We start from the raw sequence: 25,928 nt of genomic DNA on the forward strand, positions 1-25,928 counted from the left end.
GCAATCGAAAAGCGCCCCTTTCGTGAAGGTCAAAAAATGGAAAGCCCACGCAAACTTCACCCGTTGGTCGCGACCGCCGCGGTCGGGGTCATCATTGCTAGCTTGGCCGCGACCGCGGCCGTCACGGGGTGGCTGCCCAATGCATCCAGCAGCAGTAGCGCGCGCAGCGATGCCGTGCCCATCACCCAAACCGCGCAGCAACCGGCCATGGATGCCGTCGCGTCGTATGCGCCACGTGCGCGGCAATCGAGCGGTGCAGCCATGCCCACACCGCCCGTCGGCTACGCGCAACATGGCGCTGGGCCCCGCACCGAGCCACAATATGCACCGCCCCGTGCGGCGGCGTGCGCATCATGTGGCACCGTGGAGTCGGTCGTTCCCGTTCGGCGCGAAGGCCATAGCACAGGACTCGGCGCGGTCGGCGGTGCGGTAGCAGGCGGCGTGATCGGCAATCAGTTCGGCGGCGGCGGTGGACGTACCGCGATGACGCTGCTCGGCGCACTCGGCGGTGGACTGGCCGGCAACTCGGTCGAGAAACATATGCGCAGCGAAACGGACTATCGGGTCCACGTACGGATGCAGAACGGCAAGCTGCGCTACTTCACGTACCGGCAGCCCCCCTCCTTCCAGCCCGGCGAGCGCGTACAAATTGAAAACGGCGCGCTAACGCACGCCGGTTGACACGCTACAGACTGGGGCGCCAGCGACGCAGATAGGGGAGGTGCGCGAGGTTTAGTAGTCGGCGTCTTCGATCCACGCAGTCTGGATCGCCTCGAGAATCTTTTCACTCGAGCGCTCCGGGTCGTCGTCAAAGCCGTCCAGTTCCGTCACCCATCGATGCAGGTCGGTGAAACGCACGTATTGAGGGTCAACGTCGGGATGGGCATCGGTCAGTGCCATCGCGATGTCGTTCGTGTCGGTCCATTTCATCGCTGCCGCCCTCCTTGGACTCAGTGGTTTTCCTTCGCATGATTGATCGAGTATTTTGGAATCTCGATCACCAAATCCGCATTTTGCGGCACCTTGGCCTGACACGACAACCGGGAAGTCGGCTCCAGGCCCCAAGCCTTGTCCAACAGGTCGTCCTCATCCTCCTCGGACGGCGCCAGCGCATCGAATCCTTCGCGCACGATCACGTGGCAAGTGGTGCACGCGCACGACTTCTCGCACGCATGCTCGATCTCGATTCCAGCATCCAGCAACGCATCGCAGACGCTCTTGCCAGGCTCGGCTTCAAGCACCGCTCCCTCGGGACACAATTCGACATGGGGCAAAACAACAATTTGAGGCATGGGAAAACAGTCCTGTAAAGCGACAGTAGCGACAACGATCAGCCAATTTCATCAAGCTTACGGCCAGCGAGCGCGCCACGAATACTCTTGTCCATGCGCCGCGCAGCGAACTCGTCGGTCGCGGCCGCCAGGGCTTTCGTCGCCTCGTCAATGCGGTCCGCGTCATCGCCGTCGACCACGGCGCGCAGCGCGTTCAATTTGGCATCGACGTCGGCACGCTCAGCAGCGTCAAGCAATTCCCCATCGACCGCCAGCGCCGCGTCGGTTGCGTCCACCAGACGCCGCGCGTCAATTTGTGCTTCGCGCAACGCCCTTGCATGCATGTCGCGCTCCGCGCTGCTAAAACTATCCTCGAGCATCCGCGCGATATCGTTGTCACCCAGCCCGTACGACGGCTTGACGACCACTGCGGCCTGCGTGCCCGACTGCATTTCGCGAGCGGACACGGACAACAGCCCGTCCGCATCGACCTGGAAGGTGACGCGGATCCGAGCGGCGCCAGCGGCCATCGGCGGAATGCCGCGCAACTCGAAACGCGCGAGCGAGCGACAGTCGGACACCAATTCACGCTCGCCTTGCACCACGTGAATGGCCATCGCGCTCTGGCCATCCTTGAACGTCGTGAATTCCTGCGCCCGTGCCACAGGAATCGTCGAGTTCCGCGCAATGATCTTTTCCACCAGCCCGCCCATCGTCTCCAATCCGAGCGACAACGGTATCACGTCGAGCAGCAACCAGTCGTCACCCTCGCGCCGGTTGCCGGCCAACACGTCGGCCTGGATCGCGGCGCCCAGTGCGACGACTTGGTCCGGATCCAAGTCGGTCAACGGCGCCTTGCCGAAATACTGTTCGACAGCACGCCGCACGCCACGCATACGCGTCGAGCCGCCCACCAACACGATGCCGTCAAAGTCCTGCGGCCCCGCCTTCGCATCGCGCAACGCCTTGCGCGTGAGCGCCAACGTACGTTCAACCAGCGGCTGGGTCATCGTCGCGAATTCGGCTTCCGTGAGCGTCAGCACGACGCGCCGGCCGCAGGATAACGTGACATCGAGTACGGTCTCATCCTGATCCGACAGCGTTTCCTTCGCGACACGCACCGCATCCAGCAGCGCTCGCACGTCCTGCGGCGGCAGCGTGCCGAGCGCCGCGCGGTTCAGCACATGCCGATACAGCGCCTGATCGAAATCATCGCCGCCCAGCGCCGAATCGCCGCCCGTGGACAGCACCTCAAACACCCCGCGCGTGAGCTTGAGCACCGACAAGTCAAATGTGCCGCCACCCAAGTCATACACCGCGTATAGCCCTTGCGCACCGCTGTCCAGCCCATAGGCGATGGCCGCGGCGGTCGGCTCGTTCAACAAGCGCAACACATTCAAGCCGGCAAGCTGAGCAGCATCTTTCGTGGCTTGCCGCTGTGCGTCGTCAAAATACGCGGGAACTGTGATGACGGCTCCGACTATATCGTCACCGAGCGTATCCTCGGCGCGCTGCCGCAATGTCGCGAGAATCTCCGCGGAGACTTCGACCGGACTGCGCACGCCGTCCACGGTCTGCAGCTGGAGCATGCCCGGCGCATCGATGAACGCGTAAGGTGCATTGTCCAGATCCTGCACGTCGGCCTTGCCGCGCCCCATAAAGCGCTTGACCGAGACAATCGTGTTGCGCGGATCCAGCGCCGCGTCTTCCTTCGCCGGATAACCGATTTTGCGTCCACCGCTAGGCAGGTAGCGAACGACGGACGGCAGCAACGCCCGCCCTTCGTCGTCAGGCAGCACCTCCGGGATGCTGTTGCGCACCGCAGCCACCAGCGAGTGGGTTGTCCCAAGGTCGATACCGATGGCGATTCGGCGCTGATGCGGCGCCGGCGCCATGCCAGGTTCGGAGATTTGCAGTAAGGCCATCTTTATCCATGTGGAGTACGGTGCCGGGCGCGTGACGGCCGCGCCTCGCATCGGGCGGCAAGCTTCACGCCGCCTCCAATTTGTCGATCTGTGCGTCGATTTCGTGTGCGACTCGTTCGATAAACATCAACTGGCGCACCGCTTCGGCCGCCGGCTGGTCCGCACCGGAATCGAGCCATTCGCCGAGCCGCACGAGCCGTGCTGATTCCTCGTCCCGCAACTCGCGTAGCAGCGCCTGCAGCGCATCGACCTTGCGCGCCGCAGCCGCATCCTCGGTCCGCTCGCGCCATTCCATTTGCTGCATCAGGAACGCCGGTTCCATCGCGGTATTGTTTTCCGCGCCGACGTCGATGCCACGTAGGTGCAACAGGTAGGTGGCGCGTCGCAGCGGCGACTTCAGTGTCTGATACGCCTCGTTCGCGCGCGTTGCCCATTGCATCGCGATGCGCTTTTGCGCGTCGCCGGCTGAAGCGAAACGATCCGGATGCACCTGAGCCTGCACGGCGCGATAGGCATCATCGAGCGCGCGCGCATCCAACCCGAAACGCTCGGGCAACTGGAACAATTCAAAGTGGTTTTGAGTCAGCGAAGGCATGGTCGGAAATCACAACTGGCGCCCTGCTGTTCGGCGGCACCGAGGAAATACGCCAATGGCGCCAAAGGCAGCATGCGACGATTCAGACGCGGAACGACTCGCCGCACCCGCATTCATCCTTCACGTTCGGGTTGTTAAACCGGAACCCCTCGTTCAGCCCCTCGCGAGCGAAATCTAGCTCTGTGCCGTCGATGTACGCCAGGCTCTTCGGATCGACGATGACCTTGATCCCATGGCTCTCGAACACCCTGTCGCCGCAGTCCAGTTCATCGACGTATTCGAGCTTGTACGCCAAACCCGAGCAGCCGGTCGTGCGCACTCCGAGCCGCAGCCCGATGCCTTTGCCGCGGCGCGTCAGGTACTTTTGCACGTGCTGTGCTGCTTTTTCCGTCAAAGTGATCGCCATCGTCGTTCGCCGGTCCGGCCGGCCATCATTCATCGGTTCGCCCACTGCCGCGCTTGACCGGCCGGACCGGCCGGTCGCGCGGCTCCCCACGTCAAGCCGCCGCTTCGCCCGCCTGGACAGCAGGTTCGTCGGCCACCGCCACACGCCGCTTCTTGTAATCAGCCACCGCCGCCTTGATCGCGTCTTCCGCCAAAATCGAGCAGTGGATCTTCACCGGTGGCAGCGCCAACTCCTCGGCGATCTGGGTATTCTTGATCGATAGTGCCTGGTCCAGCGTCTTGCCTTTGACCCATTCCGTCACCAACGAACTGGACGCGATCGCGGAGCCGCAGCCATAGGTCTTGAACTTCGCGTCCTCGATGGTCCCATCCGCGCCGACCCGGATTTGCAGCTTCATCACGTCACCGCACGCCGGCGCACCGACCATACCGGTGCCAACCGCGTCATCGTCCTTCGCAAACGACCCGACATTGCGCGGGTTTTCATAGTGGTCCAGAACCTTGTCACTATAAGCCATTGCAGTACTCCTTGCTGTATCGGTAGAGGTTCACGCCGTCGCGCTCAATGCGCAGCCCATTGGATCGACGACAGGTCGATCCCTTCCTGATGCATTTCCCACAACGGCGAAAGCTCGCGCAGCTTCGCGATCTTGTTGTTCAACAACTCGATCACGTAGTCCACTTCCTGCTCGGTCGTGAAGCGTCCCACCGTGAAGCGGATCGAGCTATGCGCCAGCTCGTCGTTACGGCCCAGCGCGCGCAATACGTACGACGGCTCCAGCGACGCGGACGTACAGGCAGAACCAGACGATACCGCGACATCCTTGACCGCCATGATCAGAGACTCGCCCTCAACAAAATTGAAGCTCACGTTCAGGTTATGCGGCACGCGCGCATGCATGTCGCCGTTCACGTACACCTCGTCGATCCGCAGTAGCCCGTTGAGCAAGCGATCACGCAGCATCCGCACCCGCTCGTTCTCGGTGGCCATTTCCTCGCGGGCCAGCCGGAACGCCTCGCCCATGCCCACAATCTGATGGGGGGCGAGCGTGCCGGAGCGCATGCCCCGCTCATGGCCGCCGCCGTGCATCTGCGCCTCGATCCGCACGCGCGGCTTGCGCCGCACATACAGCGCACCGATCCCCTTCGGCCCATATGTCTTGTGCGCGGAAAACGACATCAGGTCGACCTTCAACTTCTGTAGGTCGATTTCGACCTTGCCGGTCGCCTGCGCGGCATCGACGTGGAATACAATCCCTTTTTGCCGGCAGATCTCGCCGATCGTCGCAATATCCTGGATCACGCCAATCTCGTTGTTTACATGCATCACCGACACGAGAATGGTGTCCGGTCGCAACGCCGCGCTGAATGCCTCCAGATCGAGCAAGCCATTGTCACGCACGTCCAGGTACGTTACCTCGAAGCCCTGTCGCTCCAGTTCGCGCGTGGTGTCGAGCACGGCCTTGTGCTCGGTCTTCACCGTGACGATGTGCTTGCCCTTACTGCGATAAAAATTCGCCGCGCCCTTCAGCGCCAGGTTGTCCGACTCGGTCGCACCCGACGTCCAGATGATCTCGCGCGGATCGGCATTGACCAACGCGGCCACCTGCTCGCGCGCCTGTTCGACCGCGCGCTCAGCTTCCCAGCCATATGCATGGCTACGCGAGGCCGGGTTACCGAATTGCTCGCGCAGGTACGGGATCATCTTATCCGCCACGCGCGGGTCAATGGGCGTCGTCGCGCTGTAGTCCATGTAAATGGGCAGGTGGAACGGGGGATTTTTCATATGGGGCTCCGCAAGTCTGTGTCTGCTGCCAATACGTGTGTCGCGTCGTCGTCCGCTCAGGACTGCGCGATGTTGAACACGGAATTCGGTCCTTTCGGCCCGACGCGGACCGCGTCCGGCGCTACCGGCTCGCCTCGCCGATCGAGCCGCACCGGCGCTGCACTCTCGCGCGAGCGCTGTTGCTCGACTAAGTCCTGCAGCGACACGGAATCGAGGTACTCGACCATCTTCTGGTTCAGCGTCGACCACAATTCATGCGTCATGCAATGGCCGTCTGGCTGTTTGGTGCCCTCGCACGTGCCCTTGCCACCGCACTGCGTCGCGTCCAGCGGCTCGTCAACCGCGATAATGATGTCGGCCACGGTCACCTCGTCGGGGCGGCGCGCGAGATGGTAGCCGCCGCCCGGTCCGCGCACCGACTCGACGATCTCGTGCCGGCGCAGCTTGCCAAACAGCTGCTCCAAATAAGACAGCGAGATCCGCTGCCGCTGACTAATACCTGCGAGCGTCACAGGGCCCTTCTCTTGGCGTAACGCCAAGTCGATCATCGCGGTAACGGCGAAGCGACCTTTTGTAGTGAGTCTCATGGTGTGGGGCACCCGTAATTCTCGACAATTTTTATCAAGTATAAATATCCTAGCATTTTAGTCAAGTACCCCTACCGCGGTCAGGGACAGATTAGTGCACCGCTCCATGCGGCAACGTGCGCTGCCGTCGGCTCGCGCGCTGCGTGCCGCTTAGATCGCGTAGCGCTGCCGCAACTGCGCAAGCAAGCTGTCGCAGGCGTCCTCGACTTCATCAAGCACGCGCTCAAAGCCTTCGTGGCCACCGAAATAAGGATCGTCAACGATGTCGGTATCGTAACGGCGCGCAAACTCCATTAGCAGCCGGATCTTATGCCCATGCTCGGACGGGCAGCGGCGGCGCAGCTCGACGACGTTGTCATGATCCATCGCGAGCAGCAGATCGAACCGCGCAAAATCGCCGGCGCTGACCTGCCGAGCACGCAACGCGTCCAATGCGTAACCGCGCGACATCGCGGCGCGGCACGCACGGGGGTCGGGTGCGGCACCTACATGCCAGTCTCCCGTGCCGGCCGAGTCTAAGTGGATCGTGTCAGCCAGCCCGGCCTCGTGTACCTTGGCGCGCATCACCGCTTCGGCGGTGGGGGAACGGCAAATATTGCCAAGGCAGACGAAAAGCAGCGCGACGGTTTTCATGGGTTTGAATGTTCGGAGCGCCGCAATTCTACGCCGGAATCCATGCTCGTGCTGCACGCTTGTACTAATAGGCACGATTGCCACATCGCGCACTGGCCGCCCGGCACACCCGGGCATGGGCTCGCCATCGATAAGCCCGTATGACACAGTGCACGCTAACTCCGCATTGAACCGCGCTTGACTGAGCGGATCGAGCCAGCGCGACGCGCCGGCCGACGCCCCCATTGCAGACCCCATCGTGCCGCCAGCGGCACCACGCCGCGCCCCGCCACCAACCCGATAACTTGTCGTTTTTCATTGCCGCCGGCGTGCGGCAATGCCCAGGGCCGCAACATGAGAGACGACAATGGCAGCTCCGGAGCCAGCCCCATATGGAAGGGCCTGCAAGACGGACACACACACTGGCACTAAGCAGGCGCCGCGGCGTGCGCGAGGCGTGTGAGTTGAACGGCTCAGCCGTGCAGGTCGGCCAGCGGATGCGCGTCGGCGCGCCACGGCGAGCGCAGCATCGCGGCCACATGCTCTTCGCGGACCTCGGCCAGCGTGGCCGGCGCCCAGCGCGGCCGCTTGTCCTTGTCGATCAGGTGCGCCCGCACCCCTTCGCAGAAGTCGCCGTGGTCGATCGCCTGTGTGGCGATCGCCAGTTCCATCCGCAGACATTCAGCCAGCGTCATATGGCGTCCCCGCAGCAACGCCTGCCGCGTCACGTTGAGCATGGTGGGAGAATAGGCGCTCAGCGCATCGAGGGTCGCGCTGAGCCATTCGCGCTCGGCCTCGCGGGGACCGGCCGACAAATGGCCGTGTAGCGACGCAACGATCTGCTCAACCGAGTGGCGAGGATTGAAATGACGCATGGCTAGCGCGCGCCAATCGTCCACGGTACTGCGTACCGGCTTGGAATCGGGGCCGCCGAATGCCTGCTTCAGCGCACGATCGATGTCCGTGGTGTCCGCTTCACACAGTCGCACGTCGAAATCGCGCAACGCATCGGCGTCAACCAGCAGATCGGCCAATCCGAGCCGCTGCGCATCGGCCCCGCTGAGCGTCACGCCGGTCAATCCAACATACAGTTCCAACTCCACCGGCAGCACGGCCAAGAATCGCGTGGCCCCCACATCTGGCACGAAACCGATTCGTGTTTCCGGCATCGCGATCCGGCTACGTTGGGTGGCAATCCGCAGCGAGGCACCCTGTGCCAACCCCATCCCGCCGCCCATCGTAATGCCGTCCATCAGCGCAACCACGGGCTTAGGGAAATAATGCAGCGCGAAATCGAGCCGATATTCGTCAATGAAGAACGCTTGCCACGAGCGCTCGCCGGCGCTCGCCAGCCGGTACAGCGCCCGCACATCGCCCCCTGCGCAAAAACCCTTGTCGCCGGCACCGCACAGCACTAGTGCCAAAATTTGGTCGTCCGTCCGGCATTGCTCGACCCATTGCGCCAGCGTGCGCACCATCGAATGCGACAGCGCGTTCAGCGCATCGGGACGATTCAGCGTCACGACCGCCACCCGATTGATCACCTGATAACTCAAATGTTCGGCTGTCACCGGTGCGGCGGCCGGAACATCTCGCCGCGCTCCGGCGGCGGCCTCAACCACGCCCACTGCGGGCGACCCTATCGTCATAACCCTCCCTCGCATCACGCTGACCAGCACGGCGCGCGTGCTAGACCTGCCGTGCCATCACCATCCACTGTATCTCGCTTGTTCCTTCATAAAGCTGCATAATGCGCGCATCACGGTAGTGTCGCTCGACGGCATAGCCCTCAAGATAGCCGTATCCGCTATGCACCTGGATCGCGCTGGAGCACACCCGCTCGGCCATCTCCGACGCGTAAAGCTTGGCCTGCGACGCCTCGGACAGGCACGGCTTGCCAGCGGTGCGCAAGCGCGCCGCGTTCAGTTGCGTGGCCATGTCCGCCAGCATCTTGGCACGCTCTGGTGCTCGCGCAGCGGCATCATACCGTTCGCATCTTTCACCATACGAGATACAATCGGGTTTCTACTGCAGCACAGCGGTATCCATGATGAGCGACCTGAACGCAGAAGCCAAGACCTCGATCCAGGTAATCAACCGGATGATGCGGCTGCTCGACGCGCTCGCCGCGCATAGCGATCCTGTCAGCCTCAAGGAACTCGCGCAACGCACCGAGCTTCATCCCTCGACCGCCCATCGAATCCTGAACGACATGGTAACGTGCCGGCTCGTCGATCGTTCGGATCCGGGCACGTACCGCCTGGGCATGCGTCTGCTCGAGTTAGGCAATCTGGTCAAAGCCCGGTTGTCGGTGCGCGACGCCGCGCTCGGCCCAATGCGCGAACTGCACCGGCTCACTGGGCAAACGGTGAACCTATCTGTTAGGCAGGGTGACGAAATCGTCTATATCGAACGCGCCTATTCGGAGCGCTCCGGCATGCAGGTGGTCCGCGCGATCGGTGGCCGCGCGCCGCTGCACCTGACGTCCGTCGGCAAGCTGTTCCTGGCCGCGGACGAAGCATCGCGCGTGCGCGCCTACGCAACGCGCACCGGGCTAGCCGGCCATACGCAGAACAGCATCACGGATCTAGCAAAGCTAGAGCGCGAACTGGCACACGTGCGCCAGCAAGCGTGTGCACGTGACAATGAGGAACTGGAACTAGGCGTGCGATGCATCGCGGCTGGCATCTATGACGACAGCTCGAAACTGGTGGCGGGCCTGTCACTGTCCGCGCCGGCGGACCGCTTGCAAAACGCATGGCTCGCGCAGCTCACCCATACCGCGCTGGAAATTTCACAGGCGCTCGGGTACCAGCCGCCGGCGAACACCACCACGGCTGCTGCTGCCGCGTGAAATGAACGGTTCCACCGTCCGCCAGGTATCGCCGGCGAACGATAGACCCGCGAACGCGCGCCGGCCCGGCCAACGCCAATGCGCAGATTGACCGCACACCGGCACACGGGTGCAGTTCAGGTGCCAGCGCCGTTGGTCTGTGCGCTCGTCACACGTTGCACTCCGCCAGTGTCCATCCAATTGCGCAACCGTTGTGCATCGGCAAAGCGCGAATACTTGCCAAACGAGTCCAGCAGCACCATGATCACGGGCCGGCCATGGATCGTCGCCTGCATGACCAGGCATTCGCCGGCCTCGTTGATAAAGCCGGTTTTCTGCAACCCGATATCCCACGAAGCGTTGCGCACCAGCGCGTTCGTGCTGTTATAGGCGAGCATGCGCTTGCCGGTGAACACATCGTAGCTGCGGTCAGTGGAGAACTGGCGGATCAGCGGATACCGATATGCCGCATTGACCATCTTCGCGAGGTCGCGCGCGCTGGACACGTTCTGCGAGGTCAGGCCGGTCGCGTTCTGGAAATGGGTTTGGGCCATACCCAATTCGACGGCCTTGCGGTTCATCGCTGCGATGAACCCGGGTCGGCCGCCGGGATAGTAGCGCGACAGCGCCGCGGCGGCGCGATTCTCCGAGGCCATCAGCGCGATGTGCAGCATATCCTCACGCGACAACGTCGAGCCGATCAACAATCGGGAACCGGTGCCCTTCTCGTAGTCGCGGTCCTCGTCGGTCACCGTCAGCCTCTCATTGAGCGGTGCCTTCGAATCCAGCACGACCATCGCGGTCATCAGCTTCGTGATCGACGCGATCGGCACGACTGACGCCGAGTTCTTGTCGTACAGTACCTCACCGGTGTTCTGATCGACCATGAAGCCCACCGTCGAGCGCAACGCCACGCTGCCGTCGGACTGCAGCGTGAACGCGCCTACTGCGGGCCTGGGCTGGTACGCGACCCGGCGCACGGCCGCATGGTGCGTACGGCCCTTCAGCCGCGCCGACACGCGCCGTTTCGACGGCTGCGCGGCGGCCTGCCGCACCACCTTGCTCGAGCGCGCGGCGCGGGCTTGCCGGGTCCTGGACGCGTGCTTCGCAGTCCATGCCTTGCCACCTTTGCCGGCGGTAGCATGGCGCGCACGGGATTCGCGTGCTTCCTTCGCGGCGGTGACGGCATACGCGTTGGCCGGCGCGACCAGCGCAGCCATCAGCATGGCTGAGCCGGCGATGGACAACGCCGTGCCAAAGGCAGCGACACAGATGCCTTTCAACGACGAAAACAAGGTGCTTTTCATTCGTGTTATGACCGGATTTCCGAAAGTGTAGCCAAGCCCGGAATGACTAACCTATTAGGCACTTATCGCCAATACTTCATCCAAGACCTGTCAGGCGTTCAGGGCAGACAATCGAGCCTTGCAGTGTAATTGAAATCAGTAATCAGGCGCGTACGGTAGTTCGCTACACCGTCGCTTAACGGTGCCTACCTCCGACTTAATGGTTTGGTGCCACCGATGTTGAACCAGGTTTGCCTCGAGACAGCACAAAGATGCCTTTCTTGTCGCGCGCCGCGCTACAACAAATCAATGACTCAAACGTTCTCGAAATTGACACACAACGGTGCGTGTACATCTCGACCAGGCGAAGCGCGGTGTGCTGAGACGCTGCGTTGAGCGAGCCGCGCTGGCTGCGGCCCCATCGGCTTACGCCGCTAAACACTTGTTTATTAAGCTGAAGCCTAATTTGTGCACTGCACAAAAAACTTGACACGCGCGCAAACACACCTAAAATGCGTATTCTGCTGCACTGCACAACAGCGCGGCGGCCTTTCTCCCCACCAGCGGCCCCGCCAGGGTCGGATCAGGAGCGCAAGCATGAATCTGTTGACCCCCGAGCAAATCGCTGCCGCCCAGAAGGTGAATTTGGAAACGTGGTTTGGTTTGGCGAACAAAGCGTTCGAAGGCGCCGAAAAACTCGTTGAGCTAAACCTAAAAGCGGCGAAGGCGACACTGGCCGAATCTCAAGAAAACGCGCACCGCATGCTGTCGGTGAAGGATGCGCAGGAGCTGTTGTCGCTGCAAACCAGCCTGGGGCAGCCTGCCGCGGAGAAAGTCCTGTCGTACGGCCATCACCTGTACGAGATCGCGTCGGCCACGCAAGCCGAATTCGTCCGCGTTGCCGAAGCGCAGTACGAGGAACAAAACCGCAACGTGCAGGCGTTGGTCGACAATGTTGCGAAAACCGCGCCGGCTGGCTCGGAAACCGTCGTCTCGGTGTTGAAATCAGCGATCACCGCCGCGAACACAACCTACGAAACGGTGCAAAAGGCCACAAAGCAGGCAGTTGAGATCGCTGAAAGCAACTTCAACGCCGCCGCCACTGCTGCGTCGAAAGCTGCTCAGCAAGCTGCCGCACAGGCATCGCGCACCGCCAAGAAGTAACGGCTACCCGCTCGGCGTCATGGAGCTAGCAGCGCCCAAGGCAACGGTGTGGTGCATGAGCCCATGCCGGTGCAAGGCTGAACAGCACGATGGTATCCGTTCCACGCGCTGGCGCCCTGCGCCATGCACTTTTGCCGGTGCGCCAGCAAAGCGCGACTCGATGTCTCACGCAATGCGCCGTTGAATGAGCCGACACCTCGACGAGGCATAGAGCAGGCCATTTGATAAGGCGAAGGCTATCTGAACGCGCCCCAACGGTCTTGCACGTATTCGCGACGAACCGGCACAGCCCGCGTTAACGGCCCATGTTACTTTTTGCGCTGTGGCGGCAGATCGGTGCAGACGCCTTCGTACAATTCCGCGGCCATCCCAACCGACTCCCCGAGCGTCGGGTGCGGATGAATCGTCTTGCCGATATCCGTCGCGTCCGCGCCCATTTCCACGGCCAGGCAAATCTCGCTGATCAGATCGCCCGCATTGAGTCCGACGATACCGCCGCCGATCACGCGATGGGTCTGTTCATCGAACAGCAACTTCGTAAAGCCCTCGTCCCGGCCGTTCGCAATCGCGCGCCCGGAGGCAGCCCACGGAAACACGGCCTTGCCGTACTGGATGCCTTCGGCCTTCAGTTGCGCCTCTGTCTTGCCGGCCCATGCGACCTCGGGGTCGGTGTACGCCACCGAAGGAATCTGCAGCGCATCAAAGTAAGATTTTTCGCCGGCGGCGGCCTGCGCTGCCACATGCCCTTCATGGACCGCCTTGTGAGCGAGCATCGGCTGACCCACGATATCGCCGATCGCATAGATATGCGACACGTTGGTACGCATCTGCTGATCGACCTCGATGAAACCGCGCTCGGTCACTGCAACGCCGGCACGCTCGGCGCCAATGCGCTTGCCGTTCGGACTGCGCCCGACTGCAACGAGCACCAAGTCGTAGCGCTGCGGATCCGTTGGCGCATGCTCGCCTTCGAAACTCACATAGATGCCGTCCGGCTTAGCTTCAACAGCCGTGGTCTTGGTCTGCAGCATCACGTTTGCAAAGCGCTTTGCGTTGAACTTCTCCCATACTTTGACGAGGTCCCGGTCCGCGCCCTGCATCAAGCCGTCGAGCATCTCAACCACGTCAATGCTCGCGCCGAGCGTTGAATACACGGTGGCCATCTCGAGCCCGATGATCCCGCCACCGATCACTAGCATCCGCTGCGGGATTTGCGGCAGCGCCAACGCGCCAGTGGAATCGATAACGCGTGCGTCGTCAGGTAGAAACGGCAGTTTCACGGCTTGCGAGCCGGCCGCGATAATCGCCTGCTTGAACCGCACGATCTGCTTGCCGCCGTCGGTCCGCACCTCGAGATGATAAGGGTCGACGAATGCCCCAACGCCGGTCACCACCTGCACCTTGCGCGCCTTGGCCATGCCAGCGAGCCCGGTCGTCAGCTTACGCACCACGCCGCTCTTGAACTCGCGCAGCTTACCCAAATCGATCTGCGGCTTGCCGAGCGTGATCCCATGCGCTGCCAGCGCCGCCGCCTCGTCAACGATGGCGGCGGTGTGCAGCAACGCCTTCGACGGAATGCACCCGACGTTCAGGCAGACGCCGCCCAGTGTCGGATAGCGCTCGACGAGCACAGTTTTCAGGCCGAGGTCAGCGGCGCGGAACGCGGCCGAGTACCCGCCTGGGCCGGCACCGAGCACCAACACGTCACATTCGATATCGGCGCTGCCACGATAGGCCGCAACCGGCGCACCGGCTGCAGGCAGCGCTGCCGACGTCGGCAGCGACGCGCTCGCCAGCCGCGCGCCTGACGCGGCCGGCGATGTCGGCACCGACGCCGGGGCCGGGGCGGACGCGGTGGCCGCAGCCGGCGCCTGTGCCGCGGTACGGCCATCATCAGCACGCTCCGCCTGGTCGGCAACCTCCATGATCGCAATCACGGTGCCCTCGGACACGTTATCACCGGCCTTGACCTTGACCTCCTTCACGGTGCCGGCGTAGTCGCTCGGCACCTCCATCGATGCCTTGTCGCTTTCTAGCGTCAACAGCGACTGCTCCTTGTCGATCGTATCACCAGGCTGGACCAGTACCTCGATCACGCTGACGTCCTTGAAATCGCCGATGTCAGGCACTTTCACTTCAACGAGACTCATCCACGTCCCCTTCTTGTTCGCGCAACGGGTTGATATCGTCTAATCACAGCATCACGCGGCGGAAATCCGCGAGGATCTGGACCAGATACGCGTTGAAGCGCGCGGCCTGCGCGCCATCGATCACGCGATGGTCGTACGACAGTGACAGCGGCAGCATCAACCGCGGGACAAACTGCTTGCCGTCCCAGACCGGCTTGTAAGCGCTCTTGGACAAGCCGAGGATCGCTACTTCCGGTGCATTGATGATCGGCGTGAAATGCGTGCCGCCGATGCCACCAAGCGACGAAATCGAAATCGAGCCGCCCTGCATCTGGTCTGGCTTCAGCTTGCCTTCACGAGCCAGCCTCGCCAGTTCCGCGGTTTCCTTCGCAATGTCGAGCACACCCTTGTGGTCAGCCTCCTTGAGCACCGGCACGACGAGCCCGTTCGGCGTATCGGCCGCAAAGCCAATGTTGAAATATTGTTTGAACACCAGGTTCTCGCCGTCCAGGCTGGTGTTGAAGGTTGGGAATTTTTTCAACGCAGCGACAACCGCCTTGATCACGAACGCGAGCATTGTCACCTTGATGCCCGCCTTCTCGTTTTCCTTGTTTAGTTGCACGCGCAACATCTCAAGCTCGGTAATATCGGCTTCGTCGTTGTTCGTCACGTGGGGGATCATGACCCAGTTGCGATGCAGGTTCGCCCCAGAGATCTTCTTGATCCTTGACAGCGGCTTGGCCTGCACCGGGCCGAACTTCGCAAAGTCGACCTTCGGCCAGGGCAGCAGGTCCAGTCCCGCGCCGCCCGACGCGGCGGTTGCGCCCGCCGGCACGCCGCGCTGTCCGGTCATCACGCCCTTCACATAGGCGGTCACATCCTCGCGCGTGATCCGGCCCTTCGGGCCCGTGCCCGGCACGCGCGCGACCTCGACACCCAACTCGCGCGCGAACTTGCGCACCGACGGGCTCGCGTGACTGGCGCGGTGTGCGCCGGCAATCGGGATCACCGGCGCCTGCGCAAGCGCAGACGGCTCGCGAGCACCACTGGCCGGCGTTGACGCAACCGGCAGATCCAAAGGCGGCTTGACCGGCTTGGACGCAGTAGCCGGCTGCGCGGCCGGCGCAAGCTGCGCTTGCTCGTAGGCCGCACCACCGATGCTCTCCAGCACGACGATCAGTGTGCCTTCTGAGACCATGTCGCCGACGTTGACTTTCAGCGCCTTCACCGTACCGGCGGCCGGGCTCGGCACGTCCATCGTTGCCTTGTCCGATTCCAGCGTGAGCAGCGACTGCTCCGGTTCGACGACGTCGCCTACCTTCACGTGCACTTCAATCACCGGCACGTCCTTATAGTCACCGATATCGGGAACTTTGACCTCGCGCACGCCGCCGGCCCCATCCGACGCAGCCTGGGGTGAGGACGCAGTGGGCGCGGCCGGCGATACAGGCCGAGCTGAGGACGCAGCCGCAGCGGCCGGCGGCGCGGGTGTGGCAGCGGACGCTGAGCTTGCGGCGGACGCCTGGCCCGCGGCCGGCGCAGCGGCTGCGGCGGATTGCGCCGCACTGTGACCGTTAGACGCCGGCGCACTGCTCGCGCGATCGAGGATCACGATTAGCGACCCTTCGGAGACCGTATCGCCCTGCTTAATCTTGACTTCCTTGACGACACCGGCGCTCGGGCTCGGCACGTCCATCGTCGCCTTGTCCGACTCGAGCGTGACCAGCGATTGCTCCGGCTCGACGGCATCGCCCGGCTTGACCAGCACCTCGATCACCGGCACGTCCTTGTAGTCGCCGATGTCCGGCACCTTCACTTCGATCGCTTCACTCATTGATTTTGTCTCCATCAGCCACGCGTGTGCGACAGCCGGCCACGGCTGTCGCACACGGAGCAGCGCATTCGCGCGATGCGGGAAAATGGCGTTAGACTGTCACCGGATTCGGCTTGGCCGGATCGAGCTGGTATTGCTGCAGCGCTTGCGCCACCCGCTTGCGGTCAATCGTGCCTTCGTCGGCCAACGCGTGCAGCGCGGCCACCGTGACCCAATAGCGGTCGACTTCGAAGAAGTGACGCAGCTGCTCGCGTGTATCAGAACGACCAAAGCCATCGGTGCCAAGCACCACATAGCGACGCGGCACGAATGCGCGGATCTGCTCGGCCAGCGAGCGTACATAGTCAGTCGACGCGATCACCGGCCCCTGCGTGTCCTTCAGCAAGGTCTGCACGTGCGACAGCTTGGGCTCGGCGAGCGGGTTAAGCAGATTCTGGCGCTGTACTGCGTGCCCTTCGCGGGCCAGTTCGATGAAGCTCGGCACGCTCCAAAGGTCGGCGGCCACGCCCCAATCGTTTTTCAGTAACTCGGCTGCGGCAATCACTTCGTTCAGAATCGTGCCAGCGCCGAGCAATTGCACGCGCGGAGCGTCCTTGTCCGCTTCAGCCTTGCGCAATGAATACATGCCCTTGACGATGTGCTGCGCGACATGCTCGCCCTCGGGCATCGCCGGATGCTCGTAGTTTTCGTTCATTACCGTCAGGTAATAGAACACGTCCTGCTGCTCCTGCACCATGCGGCGCAAGCCATCCTGGATGATCACCGCAAGCTCGTAGCCAAATGTCGGATCGTAGCTGACGCAATTGGGGATCGACGACGCCCACAACAGCGAATGCCCGTCCTCATGCTGTAACCCTTCGCCATTGAGCGTTGTGCGTCCCGCGGTGCCGCCGAGCAGGAAGCCGCGCGAGCGCATGTCGCCGGCGGCCCAGGCCAGATCGCCGACGCGCTGGAAGCCAAACATCGAGTAGAAGATGTAGAACGGCACCATGATCTCGTTGTGCGTCGAGTACGATGTCGCCGCCGCGATCCAGTCGCAGATGCCGCCCGCCTCGTTGATGCCTTCCTGCAGGATCTGCCCGGTCGTCGATTCCTTGTAGAACATCAGCTGGTCGGAATCTTCCGGCACGTACTTCTGCCCTTCCTGGTTCCAGATGCCGATCTGGCGGAACAGCCCCTCCATGCCGAACGTGCGCGACTCGTCCGGCACGATCGGCACAATCCGCTTGCCGAGCGCCTTGTCCTTGAGCAGGATGTTCAAGATCCGCACGAACGCCATCGTCGTGGAAATCTCGCGTCCCTCACCGGTGCCCTTGAGCACCGGTTCGAACGCGCAGAGCGGCGGCACGTCCAGGGACGTATCGGCCTTCATCCGTCGCTGCGGTAGATAGCCGCCGAGCGCCAGCCGGTGCTGACGCATGTACTCAAGCTCCTTTGAACCCTCGTCGAACTTCAGATAAGGCACATCGGCGATCTCGTCGTCCGAAATAGGCAGCCGGAACTGGTCACGGAACTTCTTCAGTTGGTCCACCTGCATTTTCTTCTGCTGGTGGGTAATGTTCATCGCCTGCCCGGCCTCGCCCATCCCGTAACCCTTGATGGTCTTCGCCAGAATCACGGTCGGCTGGCCAACATTATGCTGCGCCGCATGAAATGCCGCGTAGATCTTATGCGGATCGTGGCCGCCTCGGTTCAAATTCCAGATGTCATCGTCGGACCAGTCCGCCACCAGCGCCTTGAGTTCCGGCGTGTTGAAGAAATGCTCGCGCACGTAGGCGCCGGACTCCGACTTGTACGTCTGGTATTCGCCATCGACGACTTCCATCATCCGGCGCATCAACGCGCCCGTCTTGTCGCGCGCGAACAGCGAATCCCAGCGGCTGCCCCAGATCACCTTGATCACGTTCCAGCCCGCACCGCGGAATTCGGACTCCAACTCTTGGATAATCTTGCCGTTGCCTCGCACCGGCCCGTCCAGCCGCTGCAGGTTACAGTTGATCACGAACACGAGATTGTCCAGCTTCTCACGTCCGGCCATGCCGATCGCACCGAGCGATTCCGGCTCGTCGGTTTCGCCGTCACCGAGGAAAGCCCAAACCTTGCGCCCGGCGGTCTTCGCAATGCCGCGCGCCTCCAGGTAGCGCATGAAACGCGCCTGGTAGATCGCCATGATCGGGCCTAGGCCCATCGACACCGTCGGGAACTGCCAGAAATCTGGCATCAGCCACGGGTGCGGATACGATGAGATGCCCTTGCCCCCGACCTCCTGCCGGAAGTTGTCCAGTTGTTCCTCGGTTAGTCGGCCTAACAGGAACGCGCGCGAATAAATGCCGGGCGACGAGTGGCCCTGCACGAACACCAGGTCGCCGCCATGTTCGGCGCTCGGCGCGTGCCAGAAATGGTTGTACCCGACGTCATAGAGCGTGGCGGCCGACGCAAACGAGGCAATGTGTCCACCGACGTTCGTGTGCTTGCCGGCGCGCAGCACCATCGCCAGCGCATTCCAGCGCGTGTACGAGCGGATCCGGTGTTCGATGTCCTGATCGCCGGGGTTCTTAGCCTGCGCGGACACGGGGATCGTATTGATGTACGGTGTGTTTGCGGAAAACGGCAGATGCTCGCCATGGACCCGCGCAAATTCGATCTGCTTCTCGATCAGGTAATGTGCGCGCTCAGGGCCTACGGCCGACAGCACGCCATCCAACGCCTCGAGCCATTCGGCGGTTTCTTGCGGGTCGTTGTCTTTTTCGGCGGTGACATACTTCATCACTTCCTCGGGTACGGCGGACATGAGCGTCTCCTGGTCCTGGTATGGGGAACGTGCAGCACAAAGTGACCAGTTACCGCGCGCGGGTCCGCCTGCGGGATCGCGCGGCCGGAAGCGGCATCCTGGCCGGGTGGCCACCGAATTGTAAAGACCCGGTCTGAGCCTGCGCAACAAAATTTTCAAATGACGAGATGATTTCTCGCCATATGAAAAATTGCTGCGATGCAACCCGAAAATCTGGCATCCGTCTGGATTCTATCGCTGCATTGCCGCGAACTGCTCGCTTTGTGCTTTTAACCCTGCGCTACAATCTCCTCTATGTTGACCGAACGGCTCCTCGCTCGTGCAGCGCGGCCCGGGCCGACGCCGCCGCCCAACCGCTGGCACCACGGCCCGTGGTGGTCCAACTCTTACTTGCTCACGCCGCTCGTGTCGATCGTGGTGTTCCTGATCGTAATGAGCCTGATTCTGTGGAGCCTGAACCGGCGCGAGCAACAGCAGCAGGAAGACACGCTGTATCGCAACGTCGCGTGGGCCCAGCAACAGATCCGTCTGTCAATGACGAGCGCGCAGGAACACATTGCCGCCCTCGCGCGCGACATTGCCGCCGGTCATGGTGACGCGCGGACCTTCCAGACAGCCGCCAGCGCTGTGATGCAAAGCCATCCGGAAATCATCTACATGAACTGGCTCGACGGCTCGCAGACGCCGCATTGGGCCAGCACCCCGGAGCCGCACGTCGGCTCTCGGCTGGCCAAGCCAAACAATGCGCAATTGTACGATGCGATCCGCGCTTCGTTCACTGAAGCACGTGCCTCGCGCCGGCAGATCTACTCGGCGCTGCTCTACGACGACTTGCGCAACGGCTACGTAACGCTGCAAACGCCGATTTTCCATGAGCGCGAGTTCCTCGGCACGGTGGCCGCCGTGTTCTCGGTTCAAGGTATGCTCAAGCACGACATTCCGGCCGAGCTGTCCGCGAAGTACAAGATTTCGATCATCGATCCGAGCCACCGCGAGCTGTCCACCACGTCCACCCGCCCGCGGCTGCCGCGCGATGCGTATTACGATCTACCGCTCGATCCGCCGGGCCATAGCCTGGCGGTGCGCGTGTACTCGTATCCGCAACTGACCAATTTCACGAACAACACGCTGGTGTGGCTAGTGGCCGGCCTGTCGTGCTTCGTGTTATGGAGCCTGTGGAGCTTATGGAAGCACACGCGGCAGCGCTTCGAGGCGCAACAGGCGCTGTACGCGGAAGCGTTCTTCCGACGCGCGATGGAAAACTCGGTGCTGATCGGCATGCGCGTGCTCGATATGCAAGGACGCATCACGCACGTGAACCCGGCCTTTTGCCGGATGACCGGCTGGGACGAAAGCGACCTGGTGGGCAAAACCGCTCCGTTCCCGTACTGGCCGCGCGAAGCCTGCCCGGAAATGCACCGGCAGCTCGACATGACGCTGCGCGGCAAAGCACCCTCGTCGGGGTTCGAGTTGCGGGTGCGCCGCAAGGATGGCTCGATCTTTTACGCGCGGCTGTATGTATCGCCGCTGATCGACAGCTCTGGGCGCCAGACCGGCTGGATGTCGTCGATGACCGACATCACCGAGCCCAAGCGCGCGCGCGAGGAGTTGGCCGCCGCCCATGAGCGCTTCACCACCGTACTCGAATCGCTGGACGCAGCAGTCTCGGTGCTGGCGGCAGACCAGGCCGAACTGCTGTTTGCCAACCGCTATTACCGGCATCTATTCGGTATCCGCCCGGACGGACACCTGGAATTGGCAGGCTCCGGCCTTGACACGGCAACCCAGGCGTCGAACGACTCGATCGACCTGGTTGACACCTACGCCGGCCTGCCGGCCGCCGCGCTGACTGAAAGCACGTCGGACGCGTGCGAAATCTACGTACAAAGCATCCAAAAGTGGTTTGAGGTGCGTCGGCAATACATCCAGTGGGTCGACGGCCATCTTGCGCAGATGCAAATCGCCACGGACATCACGCAGCGCAAGCAAGCCCAGGAACTGGCGCAGCAACAGGACGAAAAGCTGCAGTTCACCAGCCGCTTGATGACGATGGGCGAAATGGCTTCGTCACTAGCGCACGAGTTAAACCAACCGCTGGCGGCGATCAACAACTACGCATCGGGCACCGTTGCCCTGGTGAAGTCCGGCCGTGCGTCGCCAGAAAACCTTTTACCGGTGCTCGAGAAAACGTCGCAGCAAGCGGTGCGCGCCGGCATGATCATCAAGCGCATCCGCGCATTCGTCAAACGCAGCGAGCCGAAGCGTCAACGCACGAAGATCAGCGACATCATCGCGGATGCGGTCGGCCTGGCCGAGATCGAGACGCGCAAGCGGCGCATCCGCATCGTCACCGACATGCGCGCGCGGCTACCGGTCATCAATGTCGACCCGGTACTGATCGAGCAGGTACTCGTGAACCTGCTGAAAAACGCTGCCGAGGCGATGGCTGATGCCCGTCCCAACGCAATCGATCCCGTGATCCGCGTCGAGGTGCGCATCGTCGCCGATGACCAGTGCGTGCGCATCAGCGTGGTGGACCAGGGACCGGGCGTGGACGAAGCCACCGCCGAGCATCTGTTCGAGCCGTTCTACAGCACCAAGTCGGATGGCATGGGCATGGGGCTGAACATCTGCCGCTCGATTATCGAGTCTCACCGGGGACGTCTGTGGGTCGTCAACAATATTGAGCCCGATGGCCTCGTGACCGGCTGTACCTTTCATTTCACGTTGCCATTTGGCGAAACCGAAGAACCCACGCAGCATGGGTCCGCAGCGGCCGCGCCGCAAACTGTTACGGGAGAACTATGAGCAGCCCAGTCACCACACAACAAGAAACCGTCTTCGTTGTCGACGATGACGAGGCAGTCCGCGACTCGCTACGCTGGCTGCTCGAGGCCAATGGCTACCGTGTCCAGTGCTTCTCCAGCGCCGAACAGTTTCTCGATGCTTACCAGCCATCGCAGCTCGGCTGCCTGATCCTGGACGTGCGCATGTCCGGCATGAGCGGGCTCGAGTTGCAGGAAAAGTTGATTGCCGAGCATGCCATGCTGCCGATCATTTTCGTCACTGGCCACGGCGACGTGCCGATGGCCGTGTCGACGATGAAGAAAGGCGCGATGGATTTCATCGAAAAGCCGTTCGACGAAGCCGAGTTGCGCAAGCTGGTCGAGCGCATGCTCGAGCGTGCCCGCACCGAAAACTCGACCGCGCAGCAGCAGCGGGCGACCGCCGAGCGCCTGTCCAAACTGACCGCGCGCGAGCACCAGGTACTCGAGCGCATCACCGCCGGGCGGCTGAACAAGCAAATTGCTGACGATCTCGGCATCTCGATCAAGACGGTCGAGGCGCACCGCGCGAACATCATGGAAAAGCTCAACGTGAACACAGTGGCCGACCTGCTGCGCCTTGCCTTGTCAAAAAAGCAGTAGGAGCCGCGTCAAACAACGGATGCGCGAACGAAGCCGGTCGCCCAGGGCGGCCAAGCCACTCGCCCGTGGCGGTATAATCAGCCTTTTCGGGCCGTGTGCAGCCCCGTGTGCAGCCGCTTGCCGTGCAAGCGCAGTGTAGCATGCACCGCCCACCGCTTTGCGCTTCGATAAACCGACCCACCACCTGCCATGACAGCCAGAATCATCGACGGCACCCTCCTTTCCAAACAGCTGCGCGCCGAAGTGGCGCAACGTGTGACCGCGCTTACCGCACGCGGTTACCGGCCCGGCTTGGCCGTGGTGCTGATCGGCGACAACGCGGCCAGCCAGGTCTACGTGCGCAACAAGGTCAAGGCGTGCGAGGATAACGGTTTGCATTCGGTCTATGAGCGCTACCCAGCTGAACTCAGCGAAGCCGACCTGCTCGCCCACATCGACGCGCTGAACCGCGATCCACAGATCCATGGGATCCTCGTGCAACTACCGTTGCCGCCGCATATCGATGCGCACAAGGTCATCGAGGCGATCGCACCGGAAAAGGACGTCGATGGCTTTCATGTCGCCAACGCGGGCGCGTTGATGACTGGCAAGCCGCTGTTTCGCCCTTGCACGCCGTACGGCGTGATGAAAATGTTCGAATCGGAGCGCATCCCGCTGGCTGGCGCCAACGCGGTGGTGATCGGCCGCTCGAACATTGTCGGCAAGCCGATGGCGATGCTGCTGGTCGAGGCCGGTGCAACCGTGACGATTTGCAACAGCAAGACGCGTGATCTCGCGGCCCATACGCGCAGCGCGGACATCATCATCGCGGCGACCGGCAAGCGCAATTTGGTGACGGCCGACATGGTCAAGCCCGGTGCGACTGTCATCGACGTCGGCATGAACCGCGACGACGAGGGCAAGCTGTGCGGCGACGTGGATTTCGCCGGCGTTCGCGAGGTTGCCGGCTACATTACGCCGGTACCCGGCGGTGTCGGTCCGATGACGATCACGATGCTGCTGGTCAACACCATCGAAGCGGCCGAGCGCGCGGCCGGGTGACGGTGCGGTTGTGCCGGATTGGGCATAATTGACTGGAAACTGTCGCACGCGTCCCCAGATCATAGTGACAAGTTACGCGCAGCGCTGCAGCTCGGTGCATCGCACCGGGCCGTCACTCTTTCAAGATATGACAGGAACATCATGGGTCAAACCGTTACTCCCAATCCATTGCTCGATTTCACCGACCTGCCCCGCTTTGCATCGATCCAGCCCGAGCATGTCACCCCAGCGCTCGATGTGCTGCTCGAAGCCGCGAACGATGCGGTACGACATGCCAGTGCGCCGCAGACGCCGGCCACCTGGGAAGCGGTGGTCGAACCGGTCGAGGCGGCCACCGAGCCGCTGTCGCGCGCGTGGAGCGTGATTGGCCATCTGAATGCCGTTGCCGACACGCCGGCACTGCGTGCGGCACACGCGCAGAACCTGCCGCGCGTGACCGAATTCTGGTCCAATGTCGGCCAGAACCTTGCGCTGTACGAAAAATACAAGGCTATTGCGGCCAGCAACGCGTATGCGCAGTTGAGCGACGCGCGCAAGAAGATTCTTGACAACGCGTTGCGCGATTTCCGCCTGTCCGGCGCCGAACTGCCCGAGCACAGCAAGCCGCGCTTTGCGCAATTGCAGGAGCAGCAGGCCACGCTGTCCAAGGCGTTCTCCGACCATGTGCTCGACGCGACGAACGCGTACGCGTACTTCGTGACGGACGACGCACAGCTCGCGGGCCTGCCTGCGGACGCGATCGACGCGGCGCGCCACGCCGCCGAAAAAGACGGCAAGCCGGGCTGGAAATTTACGCTGCACTTCCCGTCGTACTTTCCGGTGCTGCAATACGCGGAACACCGCCCAATGCGCGAGGCGATGTACCGCGCATACGCGACCCGCGCGTCGGAACTCGGGCCCGACTACGGCAGCGGCAAGCCACAGTGGGATAACACCGCGAACATGACCGAGCAGCTGAAGCTGCGCGCGGAAGAAGCGTCGATGCTGGGCTACCGAAATTTTGCGCAAGTGTCGCTCGAGCCGAAGATGGCCGACTCCCCGGAGCAGGTCATTGCATTTCTCAATGACCTGGCGCGGCGCGCGCGGCCGTATGCGGAAAAAGACTGGGCACAGCTGCAAACATTTGCGGCCGATGAGCTGGGGCTTGCGCAGCTCGAACCATGGGATGTCACGTACGCGTCCGAAAAGCTGCGGCAAAAGCGCTACGCGTTCTCCGAAAACGAAGTCAAGCAATATTTCCCGGAAGGCACTGTGCTGCAGGGCCTATTTCGTGTCACCGAGGCCTTGTTCGGCGTACTCATCAAGCCGGATACGGCCGAAACCTGGCATCCGGACGTACGGTTTTTCCGCGTCGAAAATCACGACGGCACACTGCTCGCCCAGTTCTATCTAGATCTGTATGCCCGCGAGGGCAAGCGTGGCGGCGCGTGGATGGACGATGCCCGCTCGCGCCACCGACGCGCCGATGGCACACTGCAAACGCCGGCCGCCTATCTGACGTGCAACTTCTCGGCGCCGGTTGGTGGCAAACCAGCCTGCTTCACGCATGATGAAGTTATCACATTGTTCCATGAGTTCGGCCATGGATTGCACCATATGCTGACGCGAATCGATGAGCTGGGGGTGTCCGGCATCAACGGTGTCGAATGGGATGCGGTCGAGTTGCCGTCGCAGTTCATGGAGAACTTCTGCTGGGAGTGGGATGTGCTGACTGGCATGACGTCGCACGTGGACACCGGTGCGCCGCTACCGCGCGAGCTGTTCGATAAGATGCTGGCGGCACGCAACTTCCAAAGCGGGCTCGCGACACTGCGGCAAATCGTCTTCTCAAAGTTCGACATGCTGCTGCACACGACGTATGATCCCGACGGCGAGATGAGCGTCAACGCACTGGCCCGCCAAGTCAACGATAGCTGCCATGTTGTGCCACAAGCACCGTTTTCACGATGGCCAAACACGTTCAGCCACGTGTTCGCGGGCGGCTATGCGGCAGGCTACTACAGCTACAAATGGGCTGAGGTTCTGTCGGCCGACGCCTATGCCGCGTTCGAGGAAGCGGCCAGCATCGGCGGCAGCGTGCTCAATCGCGAAACCGGAGCACGCTACCGCGCGCAGATACTCGAGGTCGGCGGCAGCCGTTCCGCGATGGCGTCATTCAAGGCTTTTCGCGGCCGCGAACCGAGTATCGATGCGCTGCTGCGGCACAATGGCATGACCGCGCAAGCCGACGCGGCCTGACGC

At 62.5% G+C, this 25,928-nt stretch carries 21 protein-coding genes and 1 pseudogene; 7 read left to right on the forward strand and 15 right to left on the reverse strand.

Annotated features, from left to right (window positions below):
- The first annotated feature begins 36 nt into the window (after positions 1–36).
- Positions 37–681 (forward strand): glycine zipper 2TM domain-containing protein, encoded by a 645-nt coding sequence (locus tag B0B13_RS08185; RefSeq protein ID WP_076795602.1) that lies wholly within the window; start codon positions 37–39, stop codon positions 679–681.
- 51 nt (positions 682–732) lie between these two features.
- Here B0B13_RS08185 and iscX read toward each other — a convergent pair whose 3' ends face one another.
- The 11 genes and pseudogenes from iscX to B0B13_RS08245 all read right to left on the reverse strand — a co-directional run.
- A complete protein-coding gene (gene iscX, locus B0B13_RS08190) occupies positions 733–930 on the reverse strand; it encodes a Fe-S cluster assembly protein IscX (RefSeq protein ID WP_076786684.1) in 198 nt (65 codons plus the stop codon).
- Positions 931–950: 20 nt separating this feature from the next.
- The gene (fdx, locus tag B0B13_RS08195) at positions 951–1,292 is read right to left on the reverse strand and encodes an ISC system 2Fe-2S type ferredoxin (protein WP_076786681.1); all 342 of its coding nucleotides are present in this window, start codon (positions 1,290–1,292) and stop codon (positions 951–953) included.
- Between the two features lie 38 nt (positions 1,293–1,330).
- On the reverse strand, positions 1,331–3,196 hold the full coding sequence (gene hscA, locus B0B13_RS08200) for a Fe-S protein assembly chaperone HscA (RefSeq protein ID WP_076787811.1): 1,866 nt from the start codon (positions 3,194–3,196) through the stop codon (positions 1,331–1,333).
- A 64-nt stretch (positions 3,197–3,260) separates the two neighbouring features.
- Complete coding sequence (gene hscB, locus B0B13_RS08205) at positions 3,261–3,791, reverse strand: Fe-S protein assembly co-chaperone HscB (RefSeq protein ID WP_076795604.1); 531 nt, start codon at positions 3,789–3,791, stop codon at positions 3,261–3,263.
- An 82-nt stretch (positions 3,792–3,873) separates the two neighbouring features.
- The gene (gene iscA / locus B0B13_RS08210) at positions 3,874–4,197 is read right to left on the reverse strand and encodes an iron-sulfur cluster assembly protein IscA (protein ID WP_139337092.1); all 324 of its coding nucleotides are present in this window, start codon (positions 4,195–4,197) and stop codon (positions 3,874–3,876) included.
- 91 nt (positions 4,198–4,288) lie between these two features.
- On the reverse strand, positions 4,289–4,714 hold the full coding sequence (gene iscU, locus B0B13_RS08215; RefSeq protein ID WP_076786677.1) for a Fe-S cluster assembly scaffold IscU: 426 nt from the start codon (positions 4,712–4,714) through the stop codon (positions 4,289–4,291).
- Positions 4,715–4,758: 44 nt separating this feature from the next.
- On the reverse strand, positions 4,759–5,982 hold the full coding sequence (locus B0B13_RS08220; RefSeq protein WP_076795607.1) for an IscS subfamily cysteine desulfurase: 1,224 nt from the start codon (positions 5,980–5,982) through the stop codon (positions 4,759–4,761).
- A 56-nt stretch (positions 5,983–6,038) separates the two neighbouring features.
- Entirely contained in the window at positions 6,039–6,569 is a 531-nt protein-coding gene (iscR, locus tag B0B13_RS08225) for a Fe-S cluster assembly transcriptional regulator IscR (RefSeq protein WP_076786673.1), read from the reverse strand.
- 150 nt (positions 6,570–6,719) lie between these two features.
- Positions 6,720–7,202, reverse strand: coding sequence for a low molecular weight protein-tyrosine-phosphatase (locus tag B0B13_RS08230; RefSeq protein WP_076795613.1), 483 nt, complete (start codon positions 7,200–7,202; stop codon positions 6,720–6,722).
- A gap of 452 nt (positions 7,203–7,654) precedes the next feature.
- Positions 7,655–8,830, reverse strand: a complete 1,176-nt coding sequence (locus B0B13_RS08240; protein WP_235090567.1) for an enoyl-CoA hydratase/isomerase family protein — start codon at positions 8,828–8,830, stop codon at positions 7,655–7,657.
- A 40-nt stretch (positions 8,831–8,870) separates the two neighbouring features.
- Positions 8,871–9,157: pseudogene (locus B0B13_RS08245) on the reverse strand (acyl-CoA dehydrogenase family protein); the annotation flags it as partial.
- Positions 9,158–9,231: 74 nt separating this feature from the next.
- On the opposite strand from B0B13_RS08245, the gene B0B13_RS08250 reads away from it, so the two are divergent.
- The gene (locus B0B13_RS08250) at positions 9,232–10,035 is read left to right on the forward strand and encodes an IclR family transcriptional regulator (protein WP_076787806.1); all 804 of its coding nucleotides are present in this window, start codon (positions 9,232–9,234) and stop codon (positions 10,033–10,035) included.
- Between the two features lie 116 nt (positions 10,036–10,151).
- Here the strand turns inward: B0B13_RS08250 and pbpG are convergent, their stop codons facing one another.
- Positions 10,152–11,321 carry a D-alanyl-D-alanine endopeptidase gene (gene pbpG / locus B0B13_RS08255; protein ID WP_076795618.1) on the reverse strand — a complete coding sequence of 390 codons (1,170 nt, stop codon included), beginning with the start codon at positions 11,319–11,321 and terminating at the stop codon, positions 10,152–10,154.
- A 576-nt stretch (positions 11,322–11,897) separates the two neighbouring features.
- Here pbpG and B0B13_RS08260 point away from each other — a divergent pair.
- On the forward strand, positions 11,898–12,464 hold the full coding sequence (locus B0B13_RS08260; RefSeq protein WP_076786665.1) for a phasin family protein: 567 nt from the start codon (positions 11,898–11,900) through the stop codon (positions 12,462–12,464).
- 308 nt (positions 12,465–12,772) lie between these two features.
- Here the strand turns inward: B0B13_RS08260 and lpdA are convergent, their stop codons facing one another.
- The 3 genes from lpdA to aceE form a co-directional block, all read right to left on the reverse strand.
- On the reverse strand, positions 12,773–14,614 hold the full coding sequence (gene lpdA, locus B0B13_RS08265) for a dihydrolipoyl dehydrogenase (RefSeq protein WP_076795621.1): 1,842 nt from the start codon (positions 14,612–14,614) through the stop codon (positions 12,773–12,775).
- Positions 14,615–14,657: 43 nt separating this feature from the next.
- A complete protein-coding gene (gene aceF, locus B0B13_RS08270) occupies positions 14,658–16,427 on the reverse strand; it encodes a dihydrolipoyllysine-residue acetyltransferase (protein ID WP_076797226.1) in 1,770 nt (589 codons plus the stop codon).
- 91 nt (positions 16,428–16,518) lie between these two features.
- Positions 16,519–19,218: a pyruvate dehydrogenase (acetyl-transferring), homodimeric type gene (aceE, locus tag B0B13_RS08275; protein ID WP_076786661.1), complete on the reverse strand. Its 2,700-nt coding sequence runs from the start codon at positions 19,216–19,218 to the stop codon at positions 16,519–16,521.
- A 294-nt stretch (positions 19,219–19,512) separates the two neighbouring features.
- Between aceE and fixL the strand changes: the two genes are divergently transcribed.
- The 4 genes from fixL to B0B13_RS08295 all read left to right on the forward strand — a co-directional run bounded on the left by fixL (position 19,513) and on the right by B0B13_RS08295 (position 25,925).
- Entirely contained in the window at positions 19,513–22,026 is a 2,514-nt protein-coding gene (gene fixL, locus B0B13_RS08280) for an oxygen sensor histidine kinase FixL (protein WP_076795624.1), read from the forward strand.
- Positions 22,023–22,646 (forward strand): oxygen response regulator transcription factor FixJ, encoded by a 624-nt coding sequence (gene fixJ, locus B0B13_RS08285; protein ID WP_076786657.1) that lies wholly within the window; start codon positions 22,023–22,025, stop codon positions 22,644–22,646. Before fixL ends, fixJ begins: the two co-directional genes overlap by 4 nt.
- A 189-nt stretch (positions 22,647–22,835) precedes the next feature.
- Positions 22,836–23,687 (forward strand): bifunctional methylenetetrahydrofolate dehydrogenase/methenyltetrahydrofolate cyclohydrolase FolD, encoded by an 852-nt coding sequence (gene folD / locus B0B13_RS08290; protein ID WP_076795626.1) that lies wholly within the window; start codon positions 22,836–22,838, stop codon positions 23,685–23,687.
- A gap of 141 nt (positions 23,688–23,828) precedes the next feature.
- A complete protein-coding gene (locus B0B13_RS08295) occupies positions 23,829–25,925 on the forward strand; it encodes a M3 family metallopeptidase (protein WP_076795629.1) in 2,097 nt (698 codons plus the stop codon).
- Positions 25,926–25,928: the final 3 nt, after the last annotated feature.

The organism is Burkholderia sp. b14, assembly GCF_900156195.1.
Lineage (GTDB): Bacteria > Pseudomonadota > Gammaproteobacteria > Burkholderiales > Burkholderiaceae > Mycetohabitans.